Source organism: Mycolicibacterium chengduense, from assembly GCF_033741155.1.
Taxonomy (GTDB): Bacteria; Actinomycetota; Actinomycetes; order Mycobacteriales; family Mycobacteriaceae; genus Mycobacterium.
Genome location: NZ_JAWQNH010000001.1, coordinates 122569 through 137607 on the forward strand (window position 1 = coordinate 122569; position 15039 = coordinate 137607).

Consider the following 15039-nt stretch of genomic DNA (forward strand, 5'->3'; position numbering starts at 1 on the left):
GCCGCGATGCTGGCCGGTCTGACGGGCCTCTTCGTGGCGGGCTGTACCGCCAAGGAGACCGCCAACTCCAGCGATCCGTCCAAGGCCGGTGCCGCAGGCGATTCGACGATCACCGTGACGGCCACCGACGACAAGTGCGAACTGTCGGGCACCGAGGGAAAGACCGGTCCCGTCACGTTCAACATCACCAACAACGGCACCAAGGTCACCGAGTTCTACGTCTACGGCGAGGGCGAGCGGGTGATGGGCGAGGTGGAGAACATCTCTCCCGGCCTGCAGCGCAAACTGATCGTGCAGCTGGCCGAACCCGGCACCTATCAGACCGCGTGCAAGCCGGGCATGATCGGCGACGGCATCCGGGGTGACTTCAAGGTCTCCGGCGACACCGTCCAGGTCGACACCGAGGGCAAGTTCAAGGAAGCCGCCGACAGCTACAAGCGCTACGTCAACAGCCAGACCGACGCGCTGATCCCGGCCACCCAGGTCTTCGTCGACGCCATCAAGAAGAAGGACGTCAACGCGGCCAAGGCCCAGTTCCCCATCGCCCGCACCTATTACGAGCGCATCGAGCCCGTCGCCGAGTCGTTCCCCGACGACCTGGACCCGCGAATCGACCTGCGCGAGGCCGACCTCGAACCGGGCCAGAAGTGGACCGGCTTCCACGCCCTGGAGAAGCAGCTGTGGGTCACCGGGTTGCAGCCCGACGCCAACGCGCTGGCCGATCAACTGCTCGCCGATGTCAAGGAACTCGACGCCGGGGTGAAGGCGCCGGACTGGACCATCGACTCGACCCAGATCGCCGGTGGCGCACAGGGCCTGCTCGACGAGGTCGGCGCCAGCAAGATCAGCGGTGAAGAGGACATCTTCAGCCACACCGATCTGTGGGACTTCAACGCCAACGTGCAGGGCAGCCAGACCGCGGTGGCCTCGGTGCGGCCGATCCTCGACGAGCGCAATCCCGATCTGGGCAAGCGCGTCGACCAGCAGTTCGCCAATGTCGAAGCGCTGCTGGGCAAGTACCGCAAGGGTGACGGCTTCGTGCTCTACGACACGGTCACCGAGCCGCAGCGCCAGGAACTGTCCCGCGCGATCGACGCGCTGTCCAAAGAGGTGAGCCAGGTGCAAGGTGTCATCGCGCCCCAGTAACTCCGCCGACGAATCAGCCGAGCAGACCCCACCCGTATCGGGGCTGTCCCGGCGCAAGCTCTTCGGCGCCGCCGGGGTGACGGCCGCGGTGGTCGGCGCGGCCGGTGCGGGTGCACTGGCCGGGCGCGCCTCGGCCACCAGCACCCGGGACCGGGGCTGGGAGCCGCACGGCGCGGTGGTCTTCCGCGGCGAGCGGCAGGCCGGCATCATCACCGAGGCCCAGGACCGGATGCACTTCTGCACCTTCGACGTCACCACCGACAACCGCGACGACGTGGTGGCGATGCTGCAGGAGTGGACCGCCATGGCCGAACGGATGACCAAGGGCGAGGACGCCGTCAAGGACGGCGCCGTAGGCCTGAACCCGTACGCCCCGCCCGCGGATACCGGTGAGGCCCTTGGTCTTCCACCGTCGCAGCTGACGCTGACCATCGGCTTCGGCCCGACGTTCTTCATCAAGGACGGTAAGGACCGGTTCGGCATCGCGGACAAGAAACCGGCCGATCTGAATCCGCTGCCCAAGCTCACCAACGAAAACCTCGACCCGGCCCGGTGCGGCGGCGACATCTGCATCCAGGCCTGTGCCAACGATCCCCAAGTTGCCGTGCACGCGGTACGCAACCTGGCCAGGGTGGCATTCGGCACCGCAGCGGTGCGTTATTCACAGCTGGGCTTCGGCCGCACCTCGTCCACCACGCGGGATCAGTCCACCCCGCGAAACATGTTGGGGTTCAAGGACGGCACCAACAACCTGAAGGCCGATGACACCGACAAGCTGAACCGCAACGTCTGGGTCGCCGAGGGCGACGGACCGGACTGGCACACCGGCGGCACCTATCTGGTGACGCGGCGCATCCGGAACCGGATCGAGGCCTGGGACCGCACCACGCTCAAGGAGCAGGAGCGGGTGATCGGCCGCACCAAGGGCACCGGCGCCCCGCTGGGTTACGACGACGAGTTCGCCCCGTTGGACTTCGACCTCAAGAACGCCAAGGGTGACCCGATGATCGACCGGGACGCCCATGTCCGGCTGGTGCATCCCGACCACAACGACGGCATCGAGTTGCTGCGTCGTGGCTACAACTTCACCGACGGCTCGGACGGCTTCGGGCATCTGGACGCCGGCTTGTTCTTCATCGCCTTCACCAGGAATCCGCGGACGCATTTCGTGCCGGTCATCTCCAAGATGTCCTCCGATGCGCTCAACGAGTACATCTTCACCAACGGCACCGGCGTGTTCGCCTGCCCGCCCGGGTTGAAAGACGGTGACCAGTCCGCGTATTGGGGCTCGGGCATCTTCGCCTGAGTTTTTGGCGGATCGCTCCGGAACTGCTGTGAGTTCGCCTTGCCGGCAGGCAGGGCCACTGACGGCTGTCATACTAACATTCATATTACTGTACAAGTGTAGGAATGGTGGTCATGGACTCTCGATACTTTTCCCTTGGCAGTGTGCGGGCCAAGCACCTGCGTTTCGCCACCGGCATCGGCGCGACGGCAGCCATGCTGATCATCGCGGTATCGGTCGACCGCGCCCCGGATGCGCCGCAGGACAGCATGTTCAGCCACTCCAGCATCAACACGGTCGGCATCTCCACTCCGTACACCACGCCGACCACGCCGTCGATGAACATGGGCGCCACCATGGCACCCGAGACTGGGCTGCCGGCACCGGTCGTCGCCTCCGCCGCCCCGTCGCTCTGAGGCCGTACCGGCACCGCGCGTCAGTCGGGTAGGTGCCGGTTCCGCCGCAGACCCGTCACCGTCGCCGCAACCAAACCCAGCAGTCCCAGCCACATCCAGCCCGCGCGGGCCGGGCCGCGAATCGTCTGATAGCCGATATCCCGGTCGAGTGTCTCGTATACCTGCGACAGCTGGGCCAGGCTGCCGGCGTGGAACGCCTGTCCGTGGGTGATCTCGGTGATGCGCTCCAGCGTCTGGTCGTCCACCGGCACGGGAATGTGCTGACCGTCGAAGTCCACCACGCCGGCGGGCGTGCCGAACGAGATCGTGGAGATCTGCACCCCCTGCTCGTTGGCGGCTCGCGCCGCGGTGAAGGCACCACGTGGATCATCCGGGTCGGCCGGAACGGTCTCCTTCCCATCGGATTCCAGCACGATCCGCGCCGGGGGTGGCCCGTCACCGCCCCCGAGCACCGCCGTCGTCGTTGCGATGGCCTGTAAGGCCGTGAAGATCCCCTCACCGGTCGCGGTCCGCGGTTGTGGCCGCAGAGTGTCGATCGCCTTGGCCACTTCGGCGTGGTCGGCGGTGGGCGACACCAGAAGGGTTGCACCCGAGGAGAATTCGACCAGGCCGAGACTGATCCCAGCGGTGAGACCGTCGGCGAACTGCTTGCCCGCCTGTTTGGCGGCCTCGATCCGGCTGGGCGCCACATCGACCGCGGCCATCGATTCCGACACGTCGATGACGAGCATCACCACCGCGTGGGTTCGCGGTGTCCGGATATCGCGGGTGGGACCGGCCATCGCGATGGTGAGAAACACCAGGGCAGCGGTCAGCGCGACGGCCGGCAGATGGCGCAGACGATCGGGACGCCGCCCGGCGGCGATTGCCTGCAGCAGTTCCAGATTGGCGAAGCGCAACACCCGGCGTCGGGTGCGCCGCGTCGTGAACCAGTAGGCAAAGACGACACCGGCGACAACCACCAGGAACAGCAACATCCACCCATCGGTGAACCCGGATAGGCTCAGGGCTGTCACGTCGGGACACGCCGATTCAGCACCAGCGCCAGAATCGTTGCGGCCGTGGCGAACAGTACCGCCAGCCGCAGCCAGGCAACATCGGCGGGTCCACGACTGCTCACGTAACCGAACTGGTCGGTGACCGCGGCGTAACTGCGATCCAGGTCGGCGGCGTTCGACGCCCGGAAGAACTGGCCGCCCGACAACTCGGCGATCCGCTGCAGCATCACGTCGTCGACGGGAACCGCCGCCATGGTGTCCCCCAGCTTCACCCGGCCGCCTGCGGTCCCGAAAGCGATGGTGGACACCGGGATCCCCGCATCACGCGCCGAACGGGCCGCGGTGTAGGCACCTTTGGGGGCATCGGGATTGGACGGCGTGTTCTCCGCCCCGTCGGACAACAACACGATGCGGGCCGGCGTTGCGCTCTTCGGCGCAGCGAGAACCGCCGCGACGGTTCGGACCGAGTCCAGCCCGGCGAAGATGGCCGCACCGATCGCCGTCGAATCCTGCGGTGTCAGATGGTCGACGGCAGCAACGGTGGCCTGGTGATCCGGGGTCGGGGAAACCAGGACGCTGCTGGTGCCCGCGAAGCAGATCAACCCCAGGTTGACGCCCGCGGTGAGGTGGGCGGCGAACCGGGCGACCGCGCGCTTGGCCGCTTCCAGCCGGGTGGGATCTTCGTCGGTGGCCTGCATGGACTGTGAGACATCGATGGCCACCATGACGACCGCGCGGTTGTGTGGTGTGCGGATTTCGGTTGTGGGACAGGCGATCGCCACGACGAGTGCCGTGACCGCCGACATCATCAGCACCATCGGCAGATGCCGGCTCACCGTGGGCGGGCGCGGGCGCACGCTGCCCCAGCGAGCCCGGTCGGCGAATCGAGCCAGCCGCTTGCGCCTGCGCAACTGGACCCACGCGTAGCCGCATGCCAGTGCGGGCGGCAGCGCCAGCAGGGCGAGAAACACCGGATGTTGCCAGCCGGACAGCGAGATCGGGCCCAGTGTTGCGACCGTCATAGTTCTCCCGCGAGCCCTTCCGCCGTGTCGAAATCGTGCTCGTCCGCTCCGCGCGTCGCCATCCGGGCACACGTTACATCACTTGTACAGTTATACAACTATGACTCCGTTGCGGTCACTGGCCGCCCTCTCCGCGTGCGTGCTGGTGGCTTGCGGCGCCGGCTGGGCGTGCTTCCACACGGCGATGGGCGCCGTCGTCACCTCGCAGCTGCGCCTGGATCCGGCCGATACGTCGCAGCAGGACCAGAACCTCTTGTTGCTCGGCCTGGACAGCCGGCTGGACGAAGAAGGGCACCCGCTGCCGCAGGAGATGTATGAGGCGTTGCACGCCGGCGACGACAGCGCCGGCGGCTACAACGCGAACGTGCTCATCGTGGTGCACATCCCGAAAAGCGGTGCGATCACCGCGGTATCGGTGCCCCGTGACGACTACGTCGACGTCCCGGGGTGTCCAGAGGGACAGTGCCAGGCCAAGGTGAAACAGGCCTACGGACTGGCGTACGCGCAAGCCTTGGACAACATCCCCGCCACCGCCGACGTCGACACCGCCACCCGGGAGCAGTCGGCCAGGGACGCCGGCCGCCGAGCCGAGGTCGACACCGTCGAGAACCTGCTCGGCGTGCATCTCGACCACTTCGTCGAAGTGACCCTGGCCGGTTTCTTCCAGGTGGCCGCGCTGACCCAACCGATCACCGTCTGCCTGAATGCCGACACCTCCGACGACTATTCGGGAGCGAACTTCCGCCAGGGCGTGCAGGACCTGTCGGCCGCCCAAGCCGTCGCCTTCGTCCGGCAACGCCGCGACGACACCGACGGATCGTTCACCGACCTCGATCGCACCCGCAGGCAGCAGGCATTCCTGGTCTCCCTGCTGGGCGCGGTGCGGCGTGGCCACGGCATGGCCGATCCGGTGAACCTGGCCCGGCTGCTGGACATCGCCCACCGGGACATGGCGGTCGACGCCGGATTCGACCTTGGTGAGTTCGTCACGCAGGCGGCACACCTGGTCGAGCGACCGATCTCGCTGTACACGCTGCCCATCACCGACTTCGGCCAGGACGCCCAGGGCTCGGACATCAATCTCGTCGATGTGGCTACGCTGCGGCGCCTGGTCGCGGATCACTTCGGCAGCGCCGACACAGCCGACACCGCCGCAGACTCCACTCCGGTCGCCGGGCCCGAAGTCGTCGCGGCCACCGGCCCGGGCCCGTCGGCGCCCGCGCCGACACAGCTCAGCCGGATGGACGCGACGTCGGCCACCGCATGCGTCAAATGATCGGCGGGTAACCGGTAGCTCTGCCACCCGGTAAAGTCCCGGCTGTGAACCCGCCGAAAGCCCACGCGCACTGGCTGCGCGGCGGGCTGGTCGGTGGGAGTTCGGCCGTGCTGGCCACCTCGGCGCACACCGGCGCGGCCGGTGCGCTCCCGCACGGTGCCGCGCTGATCGCCGCGCTGCTGGTGTGTGCGACGGCCGGAGCCGCCGTCGGCGCCGTCGACCTGCGCACCCGCCATGCCAGGGCCGTCGCGGTGTTCGCCGCGCTGTGCGCCGCGCAGTTCCTCAGCCACGTCACGCTGGCCGTCACCGGCGGCCACCAGCACGCCGGTGCCGGCATGGGCCTGACGCCGGCCATGATCGCCGCCCACACCGGCGCTGCGGTGGTACTGGGGCTGTCCATCGCGGTGGTCGAACACCTCTACACCGTCTGTGCCAACCTGCTGACCTGGCTGCGACTGTTCGCGGTCAGCACCCCGCGGCCGACCGCACCGCCCATCCGGTGGGCCGAGCCCGTCGTCGTCCGTCCCGTGCTGCTGCGTCCGGGGCTGGGGATGCGCGCGCCGCCGTTCGCGGCTGTCCCAACCGCGTAGCGCGGTCCGCCTTTTTCACCTCACCGCAGACCCCCTCGGGGCTGCGGTCGTGCGCGTATACCCGCGCGCCCCTTCTTCTTTCGCAGTGATTTCAGAGAGCACGTTTCATGACCATTCCCGAAAAAACGTCCACCACCGAACCCACCGACCTACCACCACCCCGGCGCAGCTGGCGGCCGCTGCTGATGCGGTTGCACTTCTACGCCGGCATCCTGGTGGCCCCGTTCATCGTCGTGGCCGCCGTCACCGGCGGGCTGTACGCGATGGCACCGAGTATCGAACGGTTCGCCTACGGCGACCTGTTGTACGTCGAACCGTCCGGCCAACCGATCCCGCTGAGGGACCAGGTCACCGCCGCCAGGTCCGCCCACCCGGAGCTGAGCATGACCGGGCTGCGGCCACCGGCCGATGCGGATGAAGCCACCCGCATCTACTTCGCCGATCCCAGCCTCGACGCGGAGTTCCGCCGCGCCGTCTTCGTCGACCCGTACACCGCGCGGGTGCTCGGCGACGAACCCACCTGGTTGGGGTATCTGCCCGTCAGCACCTTCCTCGACGGCCTGCACCGGCATCTCCAACTCGGCGAACCGGGCCGGATCTACAGCGAGGTCGCGGCGTCGTGGCTGTGGGTGGTGGCACTCGGCGGGCTGGCGCTGTGGCTGCTGCGGCGCGGGCGCATCATGACGGTGGCCCGCGGTCTCAAGGGCCGCGCCCGCACCCTCAATTGGCACGGCGCCACCGGGGTCTGGCTGTTGGCCGCGCTGTTGTTCCTGTCCGCGACCGGTATCACCTGGTCCACCTATGCCGGGGCGCACGTCACCGATATCCGCGCCGCGTTCGATTGGCAACGGCCGGTGCTGAGTTCGGCCGCCGGCAGCACGGCGACCGGCACCGACCCGGCGACCATCGACTACGACGCCGCGGTGCGGGCGGCCGGCAGCGCCGGGGTCCGGCTGCCGGTCGAGGTGGCCCTGCCCACCGAACCAGGCGCCGGGCTCGCCGTCACCGAGCTGGACAAGCCCTACCGGCTGACCACCAACGCCGCCACCGTCGACCCGGCCACCGGCACGGTGACCGGCACGTTGGACTACTGGCGCGACTACTCGGTGGTGGCCATGCTGGCCGACTGGGGTATCCGCGCGCACATGGGTCTGCTGTTCGGGTTGCTCAATCAGCTGCTGCTGCTCGGCGTCGCGGTGGCGCTGGTGGCAGTCATCGTCGGCGGCTATCGGATGTGGTGGCAGCGCCGCCCGACCCGCGGCTCGGCCTGGGCCGTCGGCAGGCCACCGGTGCGCGGTGCGCTGCGTAAGCTCCATCCCGCGGCGCTGGTGGCGCTTGTGGTCTCCGCCGTGGCGGTCGGCTGGTTCCTGCCGTTGTTCGGAATCCCGTTGGTGGCCTTCCTCATCGCCGACCTCGTCATCGGGGCGGTGAAGCGTCATGGGTAAGCGCACGGCGGTGATGGTGCTGGTCGTGCTGACCGTGCTGCTCGCGGGCTGCACCGGCACGCATCGGGAACAGACGATGGCGGCCGAGGTGACCGTCCGGGATCAATGGGCCAGTGCTGCCGATACCGGGATGGCCGCGGTGTTCGGAACTTTCGCCAACAACGGACACCACGACGCTCGGATCGTCTCGGCCACCTCGCCGGTCGCCGGCCGGATGGAGGTGCACGAGGTGAGCGCCGACGCGAGCGGCACCAAGACCATGCATCCCAAGGCGGGTGGCATCGTGATACCGCCGGGCGGAACCCACGAGCTGGCCCCGGGCGGTGATCACCTGATGTTGATGGATCTCAAGGCACCGTTGACACCGGGTGCCGACGTCCCGGTGACGGTGACATTCGAGGACGGCTCCACCCTCGACATCACGGCACAGGTCCGCGATTTCGCCGGGGCCAACGAGAATTACCAACCGCATGGCTGAGTTGAATCGGCGGCGCCTCCTGACCGGGGGCGCCGCCGCGCTCGCCGCCGGCGCGGCGCTCACCCAGAGCGGATCGGCTCAATCGGCCACACTGAACGGTGAATTCGGCGCCCAGATCGAGCCGTTCCACGGCACACACCAGTCCGGGGTCGCCACCGCGCCGCAAGCGCACGCCTTGTTCCTCGCCCTCGACCTGAAACCGGGGGACGGCCGCCACCAGCTCCCGGCGGTGCTGCGACTGTGGAGCGTCGACGCCGCCCGCCTCACCCAGGGGGTGCCGGCCCTCGCCGACACCGAACCCGAGCTGGCGCTGCGCCCGGCCAGGTTGACCGTCACGGTGGGTCTGGGCCCGACGGTGTTCGCCAAGGCCGGATTGGGGCATCGCCTGCCGCCCACGGTGTACGAGATGCCGGCCTTCAGCTCCGATCGCCTCGAATCCCGTTGGTGTGGTGGCGATCTGTTACTCCAACTGTGCGCCGACGATCCGATGGCGTTGGCGCATGCGGCCCGGGTGCTGCTGAAGAACGTGCGCAGCCTGGTGGTGCCGCGGTGGCGGCAGAGCGGATTCCGGCACGCCGCAGGTGCCGACCGATCCGGCGCCACCATGCGCAATCTGATGGGACAGGTGGACGGGACGGCGAATCTGCGCACCGCTGCGGAATTCGACCGGCAGGTCTGGGACGACGGCGCCGGGCAGCCCTGGTTCGCCGGCGGTACCGTGCTGGTGCTACGCCGGATCAGGGCCGAGATGGACACCTGGGATGAACTCGACCGCGAGAGCAAGGAATTCGCCGTCGGGCGCCGGTTGAGCAACGGCGCTCCGTTGACCGGGCAGCGGGAATCCGACGATCCGGATCTGAGCGCCCAGGTCGGCGGGATCCCGGTCATCCCGCCCAACGCGCACATCGCGCTGGCCCGGCACCGCACGGCCGACGAGTTGATGCTGCGGCGGCCGTACAACTACGACGACCCGCCACCGGCCGGTGTGACCACCGACAGCGGGCTGTTGTTCGCCGCCTACCAACGGGATCCGGGTGCCAGCTTCATCCCGGTGCAACGTAGGCTCGCGGCCGGCGACGCGTTGAACAAGTGGGTCACCACCATCGGCTCGGCGACATTCGCGATCCTGCCGGGGGCGGCGGCCGGCGGGTACCTGGGGCAGTCGCTACTCGGTTGACGGCCAGTGCGCGCGCCACTCGTCCGCGGTGATCGCGGCGAGTGGGGCGTCGGCGATGCCATCACCACGGCGATCGGCCAACACGGCCCGCTCGGCCGCGCGGACGGTGTCGATGAATTCCAGAACCGCAGCGCGCAGCTCGTTTTCGGGGTCACCACCGATATCGATGCGCACTTCACGCAGATCGGCCGGCACCAGGTCCTCGGGCAGCCCGGCGCCGGTGGCGCGTTCCACGATCTTCTGCGCCAAGGCGAGAGCCGGCTGACCGGTCGGCACGTCGTCCATGCAGGAATTGCGCGCCTTGGCCAACTTCTCGGCCGCTTTGCGCTCCTCCCACTGCGCCAGCTGCTCTTCCAGCGAAACCGATTGCCCGGCAAGCACACCGAAGGCGCGGTTGCCCAATTTGCGCACCAGCGCGTCGGCGACATCGTCGATGCCGAACGGGTGGGTGGGCGCGTCTTCGGCGATGCGGGCGTGAAAGAGCACTTGCAGCAACACATCCCCGAGCTCCTCGCGGAGTTCGTCGGCGTCGCCGCCGCGCATGGCGTCGAACAGTTCGTAGGTTTCCTCGAGCAGGTAGCGGCGCAGCGAATCGTGGGTCTGTTCGCTCTCCCAGGGTCCGTCGGTGCGCAGCTTGTCCATCATGGCCACCGCGTCGACCAGTCGCTCACCGGGCTGCGGCGCCGGGGCGGCGATCAGCCGCTCCCCCGCCGCCAGTCGGGCTTTCACCGCGGGATGCTCCGGATCAGACGACAACAGCACCGGGGCCGGTTCACCGTCGTACTCGGGCCGGGCCGACGGCAGTGACCACGGCACCTTGATCGGCATCTCCTCGGTGTACTGCACGTCCCCGGCCAGTAGTTCGACGGCGTCCACCGGCACCAGGGCGGGCCGGCGCGGATCCACCAGGACGACCGTCATTTCGCGCCTCCGGCACGGGCGCCCACAGTCGCGCCCCCGATGACCTCGTCCACCTCGTCGGCGGGCCGTCCGTCCAACGTCAGCAACAATCCGGCCACCGCGCGAACCAACTCCAGGTCGCGGATGCGCGGTGCGCCAACGTTGGTGCCGGCCCGCGGGATCGGGATCTGCACCGTCGAGGTCGTCGCGCGGTACGCCGCACCCGGGTACACCCGCTTGAGCCGCAGCTGCTGGGAGTCCTGCAGCGTCAGCGGCGCCACCCGCAGCGTCGACTCCGAGATCGCCGACACCTCGGTCACGCCGTACTTGCGGCACAGCAGCCGCAGCCTGGCCACCGCGACCAGTCGCTGCGCCGGTTCGGGCAGCGGCCCGTACCGGTCCACGAGCTCCTCGATGACCGAACGGACGGCCGCCTCGTCAGCCGCCGCGGCGAGGCGCCGGTAGCCCTCCAGCCGCAACCGGTCACTGCCGATGTAATCCGGCGGCAGGTGCGCGTCCACCGGCAGGTCGATGCGGACATCCTTCGGTTCCTCAACGCCGACAACGGTTTGGCCGTCGACCGCGGCCCGGTACGCCTCCACCGCTTCACCGACCAGTCGCACGTACAGGTCGAAACCGACCCCGGCGACGTGCCCGGACTGCTCGACGCCCAGCACGTTGCCTGCCCCGCGGATCTCCAGATCCTTCATCGCCACGGCCATACCCGCGCCCAGATCGTTGTTCTGCGCGATGGTGGCCAGCCGGTCATGCGCGGTCTCGGTGAGCGGAACCTCGGGCGGATACAGGAAATACGCGTAACCGCGTTCCCGGCTGCGCCCGACCCGGCCGCGCAGCTGATGCAACTGGGACAAGCCGAAGGTGTCGGCGCGTTCCACGATCAGCGTGTTGGCATTCGAGATGTCCAGGCCGGTCTCGACGATGGTGGTGCACACCAGGATGTCGTATTCCCGGTTCCAGAACCCCTCGACGGTCTTCTCCAGCGCGTCCTCGTTCATCTGGCCGTGCGCCACCACGACACGGGCCTCCGGCACCATCGCCTGCACCCGGGCGGCGGCCTGGTCGATCGACTTCACCCGGTTGTGGATGTAGAACGCCTGCCCGTCGCGCAACAACTCCCGGCGCAGCGCGGCGGCCACCTGCTTGTCGTCGTGCGGACCGACATAGGTCAGCACCGGAAAGCGTTCCTCGGGCGGGGTCAGGATGGTCGACATCTCCCGGATGCCGGCCAGGCTCATCTCCAGCGTGCGCGGGATCGGGGTGGCGCTCATGGTGAGCACGTCGACGTGGGTGCGCAGGCTCTTGATGTGTTCCTTGTGCTCGACACCGAAGCGCTGTTCCTCGTCGACGATCACCAGGCCGAGGTCCTTCCAGCGCACCCCGGTCTGCAACAGCCGGTGTGTGCCGATGACGATATCGACGGTGCCCTCGGCCATTCCGTCGATGACTGCCTTGGAATCGGCCGGATCGGTGAACCGGGACAACCCCTTCACGGTCACCGGGAACCCGGCCATCCGCGCGGTGAAGGTCTGCAGATGCTGGTCGGCCAGCAGCGTGGTGGGCACCAGCACGGCGACCTGTTTGCCGTCCTGCACGGCCTTGAACGCGGCGCGCACCGCGATCTCGGTCTTGCCGTAACCGACGTCGCCGCAGATCACCCGGTCCATCGGGACGGGCTTCTCCATATCGGCCTTGACCTCGGTGATGGCGGTCAGCTGGTCGACGGTCTCGGTGAACCCGAACGCGTCCTCCATCTCGGCCTGCCACGGGGTGTCCGGCCCGAACGCATGCCCCGGTGCAGCCTGACGCTTGGCATACAGCGACACCAGCTCCCCGGCGATCTCGCGAACCGCCTTGCGCGCCTTGGTCTTCGTGTTGGTCCAGTCGCTGCCGCCGAGCCGGCTCAGGGTGGGCGCCTGCCCACCGACGTACCGGGACAACTGGTCCAGCGAGTCCATCGGCACGTACAGCTTGTCGGTGCCGCCGCCGCGTTTGGCCGACGCGTACTCCAGCACCAGGTATTCGCGGCGGGCGCCACCCACCACCCGCTCGGTCATCTCGACGAACTTTCCGATGCCGTGCTGGTCGTGCACCACCAGGTCGCCGGCCGTCAACGCCAACGGATCGACGACGTTACGCCGTTTGGCTGCAAGCCTTTTGCCCTCACTGGCGGTGACCCGGTTACCGGTCAGGTCGGTCTCGGTGATGATGACCAGGTTCACCCCTGGCAAAACCAGGCCGTCGTGCAGCGGGCCCTTGAGCACGCCGACCACGCCCGCGGTCGGCGCCGCGCCGGAGGCGAGAAGTGTTGCCGGGATCTCGGATTCGCCGAGCTGTTCGACGACGCGCTGCGCGGTACCGGTGCCGGGCGTGACGACGGCGGCATACCCACCGGTGGCAACGTGCGCGCGCAGCATCGCGAAGATCTCGTCCAGCGACTGTTGTGAGCGCGCCGACGGGGCCGGCCGCAGATCCAATTCGGTGGCGTCTTCGCCCGTCAGCTGGCTCAGCGTCCACCACGGATGCCCGGCGGCACGGGCAGCAGCCCGCACCTGGTCGAGTTCACGGAAGCCCGAACCACCCAGCTGCTCGACGTCGATCGGGGCGTCACCGCCCATCGCCGCGACCGACCAGGACGCTTCCAGGAACTCCCGACCGGTCTTGATCAGGTCGGCGGCGCGGGCCCGCACCTTCTCCGGATCACACACCAACACCGGCGTGCCCGCGGGCAGGTGATCGGTCAGCAGGACCAGGTCGTCCGGGCGGAGCACCGGCGCCAGCGCCTCCATACCGTCGACGGTGATGCCCTCGGCCAGTTTCGCCAGCATGTCACCGACGGTCCCGGCGATCGTGTTGTCGGTCTCGGGGCGCGCCCCCGCGAGCTGCCCGGCGCGCTCACGCACGTCCGGGGTCAACAGCAGCTCCCGGCACGGCATGGCGATCAGGGTGTCGATCGCGATCTCCGGGATGGACCGCTGGTCGGCGACGGCGAACATGCGCATCTCCGACACTTCGTCACCCCAGAATTCCACGCGCACCGGGTGCTCGGCGGTGGGCGCGAAGATGTCGAGAATGCCGCCGCGAACGGCGAACTCGCCGCGCTTGGCCACCATGTCGACGCGGGTGTAGGCCAATTCGACCAACCGGGCCACGGTCTCGTCGAAGTCCACCTCCCCGCCCACGGTCAAGGTGACCGGTTCCACGTCGGCAAGCTCCGGAGCCATCGGCTGCAGCAGTGATCGGGTGGTGGTGACCACCACCCGCAGCGGCGGACCGAGGCGTTCGTCATCGGGATGGGCCAGCCGGCGGAGCAGCCGCAGCCGGGCGCCGACGGTCTCGACCCCGGGTGAGAGCCGTTCGTGCGGCAGCGTCTCCCAGGATGGGAAAAGGGCGGCGGCATCGCCCAGCACGGCGCGCAGTTCGGCGGTCAGGTCGTCGGCTTCCCGGCCGGTGGCGGTGACGACGAGCAACGGTCCGGCCTGTGCGGCGGCCGCGGCGACGAATGGGCGGGCGCTGGCGGGTGCGACGAGGTCGTGTTCGGCTGTGCGGTCAGCCACACCGCGCAGGCCGGGATCGGTCAATGCCAGATCGATGAGGCCCGCCAGCGGGGTCTCGACAGAAGGGTGCCCCGGTGCGGTCATGATGCCACCATCGTAACCGGGCGGTGTGATCACGAAACCTGGCCGGGCGCCGGTAGGCGATGGCTTCGGCACGGCCGGTGATCACCGGCCGACGCGTCACTGCTCCAGGGGCAACACGCCTACCGTGACCAGTTCTTCGGCGCTGAGATCGACGACGGCGAAGGCCGGCGGCACCCGGTGTTGACGGGGTCGGAAGCGCAGGTCGACCAGTCGATGACCGTGTCGTGGATCACCGAAGTTCACTTCTTCCAGGATGATTCCGGTGCCGGTGTCCACGTCCACCCCGGACTCGGTGAGTCGGCCGTCGCGCCGCACGATGTCGAGCGCCCGGCTCTGCTCGGCGGCCCCCAGCGCCGGGACCGCCGACGCGGCCGAGACCGCGAGCACCTCCCGCGCATCGACATCGATGAGCACCTCCAGCGCGAGATCGTCGGTGTAGTTGTAGATGGTCACGACGGGCACCTCCCGTGAGCGGTCCAGGGAACGCATGCCCACTCCGAGAACTGCGTGGCGTTTCCCGTCGAGCAATCCGGCGACGCGAACGGATTCCAGCGCGACGGCGGACGCCCGCGCCGCCATCGGTTCGGAGAGCTCGATCATGCCCCCATGCTCGAGCCCAAGGCGGCCGGGCAGCCGAGTAGTGGACT

General features: G+C 68.7%; 13 protein-coding genes. 8 read left to right on the forward strand and 5 right to left on the reverse strand.

Features of this window, described 5'->3' with window-relative positions:
• Positions 1-6: 6 nt before the first annotated feature.
• The 3 genes from efeO (at position 7) to SBI67_RS00640 (ending at position 2847) form a co-directional block, all read left to right on the forward strand.
• The gene (efeO, locus tag SBI67_RS00630) at positions 7-1146 is read left to right on the forward strand and encodes an iron uptake system protein EfeO (RefSeq protein WP_318979529.1); all 1140 of its coding nucleotides are present in this window, start codon (positions 7-9) and stop codon (positions 1144-1146) included.
• Positions 1127-2452 carry an iron uptake transporter deferrochelatase/peroxidase subunit gene (gene efeB / locus SBI67_RS00635; protein ID WP_318978718.1) on the forward strand — a complete coding sequence of 442 codons (1326 nt, stop codon included), beginning with the start codon at positions 1127-1129 and terminating at the stop codon, positions 2450-2452. Before efeO ends, efeB begins: the two co-directional genes overlap by 20 nt.
• A 113-nt stretch (positions 2453-2565) precedes the next feature.
• Positions 2566-2847: a hypothetical protein gene (locus SBI67_RS00640; RefSeq protein ID WP_318978719.1), complete on the forward strand. Its 282-nt coding sequence runs from the start codon at positions 2566-2568 to the stop codon at positions 2845-2847.
• A gap of 20 nt (positions 2848-2867) precedes the next feature.
• On the opposite strand, the gene SBI67_RS00645 is transcribed toward SBI67_RS00640, so the two are convergent.
• Positions 2868-3863 (reverse strand): VWA domain-containing protein, encoded by a 996-nt coding sequence (locus SBI67_RS00645; protein WP_318978720.1) that lies wholly within the window; start codon positions 3861-3863, stop codon positions 2868-2870.
• Positions 3860-4867, reverse strand: a complete 1008-nt coding sequence (locus tag SBI67_RS00650; protein ID WP_318978721.1) for a VWA domain-containing protein — start codon at positions 4865-4867, stop codon at positions 3860-3862. The genes SBI67_RS00645 and SBI67_RS00650 overlap by 4 nt, the downstream gene beginning before the upstream one ends.
• Before the next feature lie 100 nt (positions 4868-4967).
• Between SBI67_RS00650 and SBI67_RS00655 the strand changes: the two genes are divergently transcribed.
• The 5 genes from SBI67_RS00655 to SBI67_RS00675 all read left to right on the forward strand — a co-directional run bounded on the left by SBI67_RS00655 (position 4968) and on the right by SBI67_RS00675 (position 9833).
• Entirely contained in the window at positions 4968-6143 is a 1176-nt protein-coding gene (locus tag SBI67_RS00655; RefSeq protein WP_318978722.1) for an LCP family protein, read from the forward strand.
• A gap of 44 nt (positions 6144-6187) precedes the next feature.
• Positions 6188-6733 carry a hypothetical protein gene (locus SBI67_RS00660; protein ID WP_318978723.1) on the forward strand — a complete coding sequence of 182 codons (546 nt, stop codon included), beginning with the start codon at positions 6188-6190 and terminating at the stop codon, positions 6731-6733.
• A 107-nt stretch (positions 6734-6840) separates the two neighbouring features.
• Positions 6841-8178 (forward strand): PepSY-associated TM helix domain-containing protein, encoded by a 1338-nt coding sequence (locus SBI67_RS00665; RefSeq protein WP_318978724.1) that lies wholly within the window; start codon positions 6841-6843, stop codon positions 8176-8178.
• Complete coding sequence (locus SBI67_RS00670; protein WP_318978725.1) at positions 8171-8656, forward strand: copper chaperone PCu(A)C; 486 nt, start codon at positions 8171-8173, stop codon at positions 8654-8656. The genes SBI67_RS00665 and SBI67_RS00670 overlap by 8 nt, the downstream gene beginning before the upstream one ends.
• Positions 8649-9833, forward strand: coding sequence for a Dyp-type peroxidase (locus tag SBI67_RS00675; RefSeq protein WP_318978726.1), 1185 nt, complete (start codon positions 8649-8651; stop codon positions 9831-9833). The genes SBI67_RS00670 and SBI67_RS00675 overlap by 8 nt, the downstream gene beginning before the upstream one ends.
• Here SBI67_RS00675 and SBI67_RS00680 read toward each other — a convergent pair.
• The 3 genes from SBI67_RS00680 to SBI67_RS00690 form a co-directional block, all read right to left on the reverse strand.
• Positions 9822-10754, reverse strand: coding sequence for a nucleoside triphosphate pyrophosphohydrolase (locus SBI67_RS00680; protein WP_318978727.1), 933 nt, complete (start codon positions 10752-10754; stop codon positions 9822-9824). The genes SBI67_RS00675 and SBI67_RS00680 overlap by 12 nt on opposite strands.
• A complete protein-coding gene (gene mfd / locus SBI67_RS00685; protein WP_318978728.1) occupies positions 10751-14392 on the reverse strand; it encodes a transcription-repair coupling factor in 3642 nt (1213 codons plus the stop codon). The genes SBI67_RS00680 and mfd overlap by 4 nt, the downstream gene beginning before the upstream one ends.
• Before the next feature lie 96 nt (positions 14393-14488).
• On the reverse strand, positions 14489-14992 hold the full coding sequence (locus SBI67_RS00690) for a hypothetical protein (protein ID WP_318978729.1): 504 nt from the start codon (positions 14990-14992) through the stop codon (positions 14489-14491).
• Positions 14993-15039: the final 47 nt, after the last annotated feature.

Bases quoted from the DNA above. Each gene is read 5' to 3' on its own strand.
- SBI67_RS00640 (WP_318978719.1), top strand. From the start codon at position 2,566: ATGGACTCTCGATACTTTTCCCTTGGCAGTGTGCGGGCCAAGCACCTG.
- efeO (WP_318979529.1), top strand. From the start codon at position 7: ATGCTGGCCGGTCTGACGGGCCTCTTCGTGGCGGGCTGTACCGCCAAG.
- SBI67_RS00680 (WP_318978727.1), bottom strand. From the start codon at position 10,754: ATGACGGTCGTCCTGGTGGATCCGCGCCGGCCCGCCCTGGTGCCGGTG.
- SBI67_RS00690 (WP_318978729.1), bottom strand. From the start codon at position 14,992: ATGATCGAGCTCTCCGAACCGATGGCGGCGCGGGCGTCCGCCGTCGCG.
- SBI67_RS00655 (WP_318978722.1), top strand. From the start codon at position 4,968: ATGACTCCGTTGCGGTCACTGGCCGCCCTCTCCGCGTGCGTGCTGGTG.
- SBI67_RS00650 (WP_318978721.1), bottom strand. From the start codon at position 4,867: ATGACGGTCGCAACACTGGGCCCGATCTCGCTGTCCGGCTGGCAACAT.
- SBI67_RS00675 (WP_318978726.1), top strand. From the start codon at position 8,649: ATGGCTGAGTTGAATCGGCGGCGCCTCCTGACCGGGGGCGCCGCCGCG.
- SBI67_RS00665 (WP_318978724.1), top strand. From the start codon at position 6,841: ATGACCATTCCCGAAAAAACGTCCACCACCGAACCCACCGACCTACCA.
- SBI67_RS00670 (WP_318978725.1), top strand. From the start codon at position 8,171: ATGGGTAAGCGCACGGCGGTGATGGTGCTGGTCGTGCTGACCGTGCTG.
- mfd (WP_318978728.1), bottom strand. From the start codon at position 14,392: ATGACCGCACCGGGGCACCCTTCTGTCGAGACCCCGCTGGCGGGCCTC.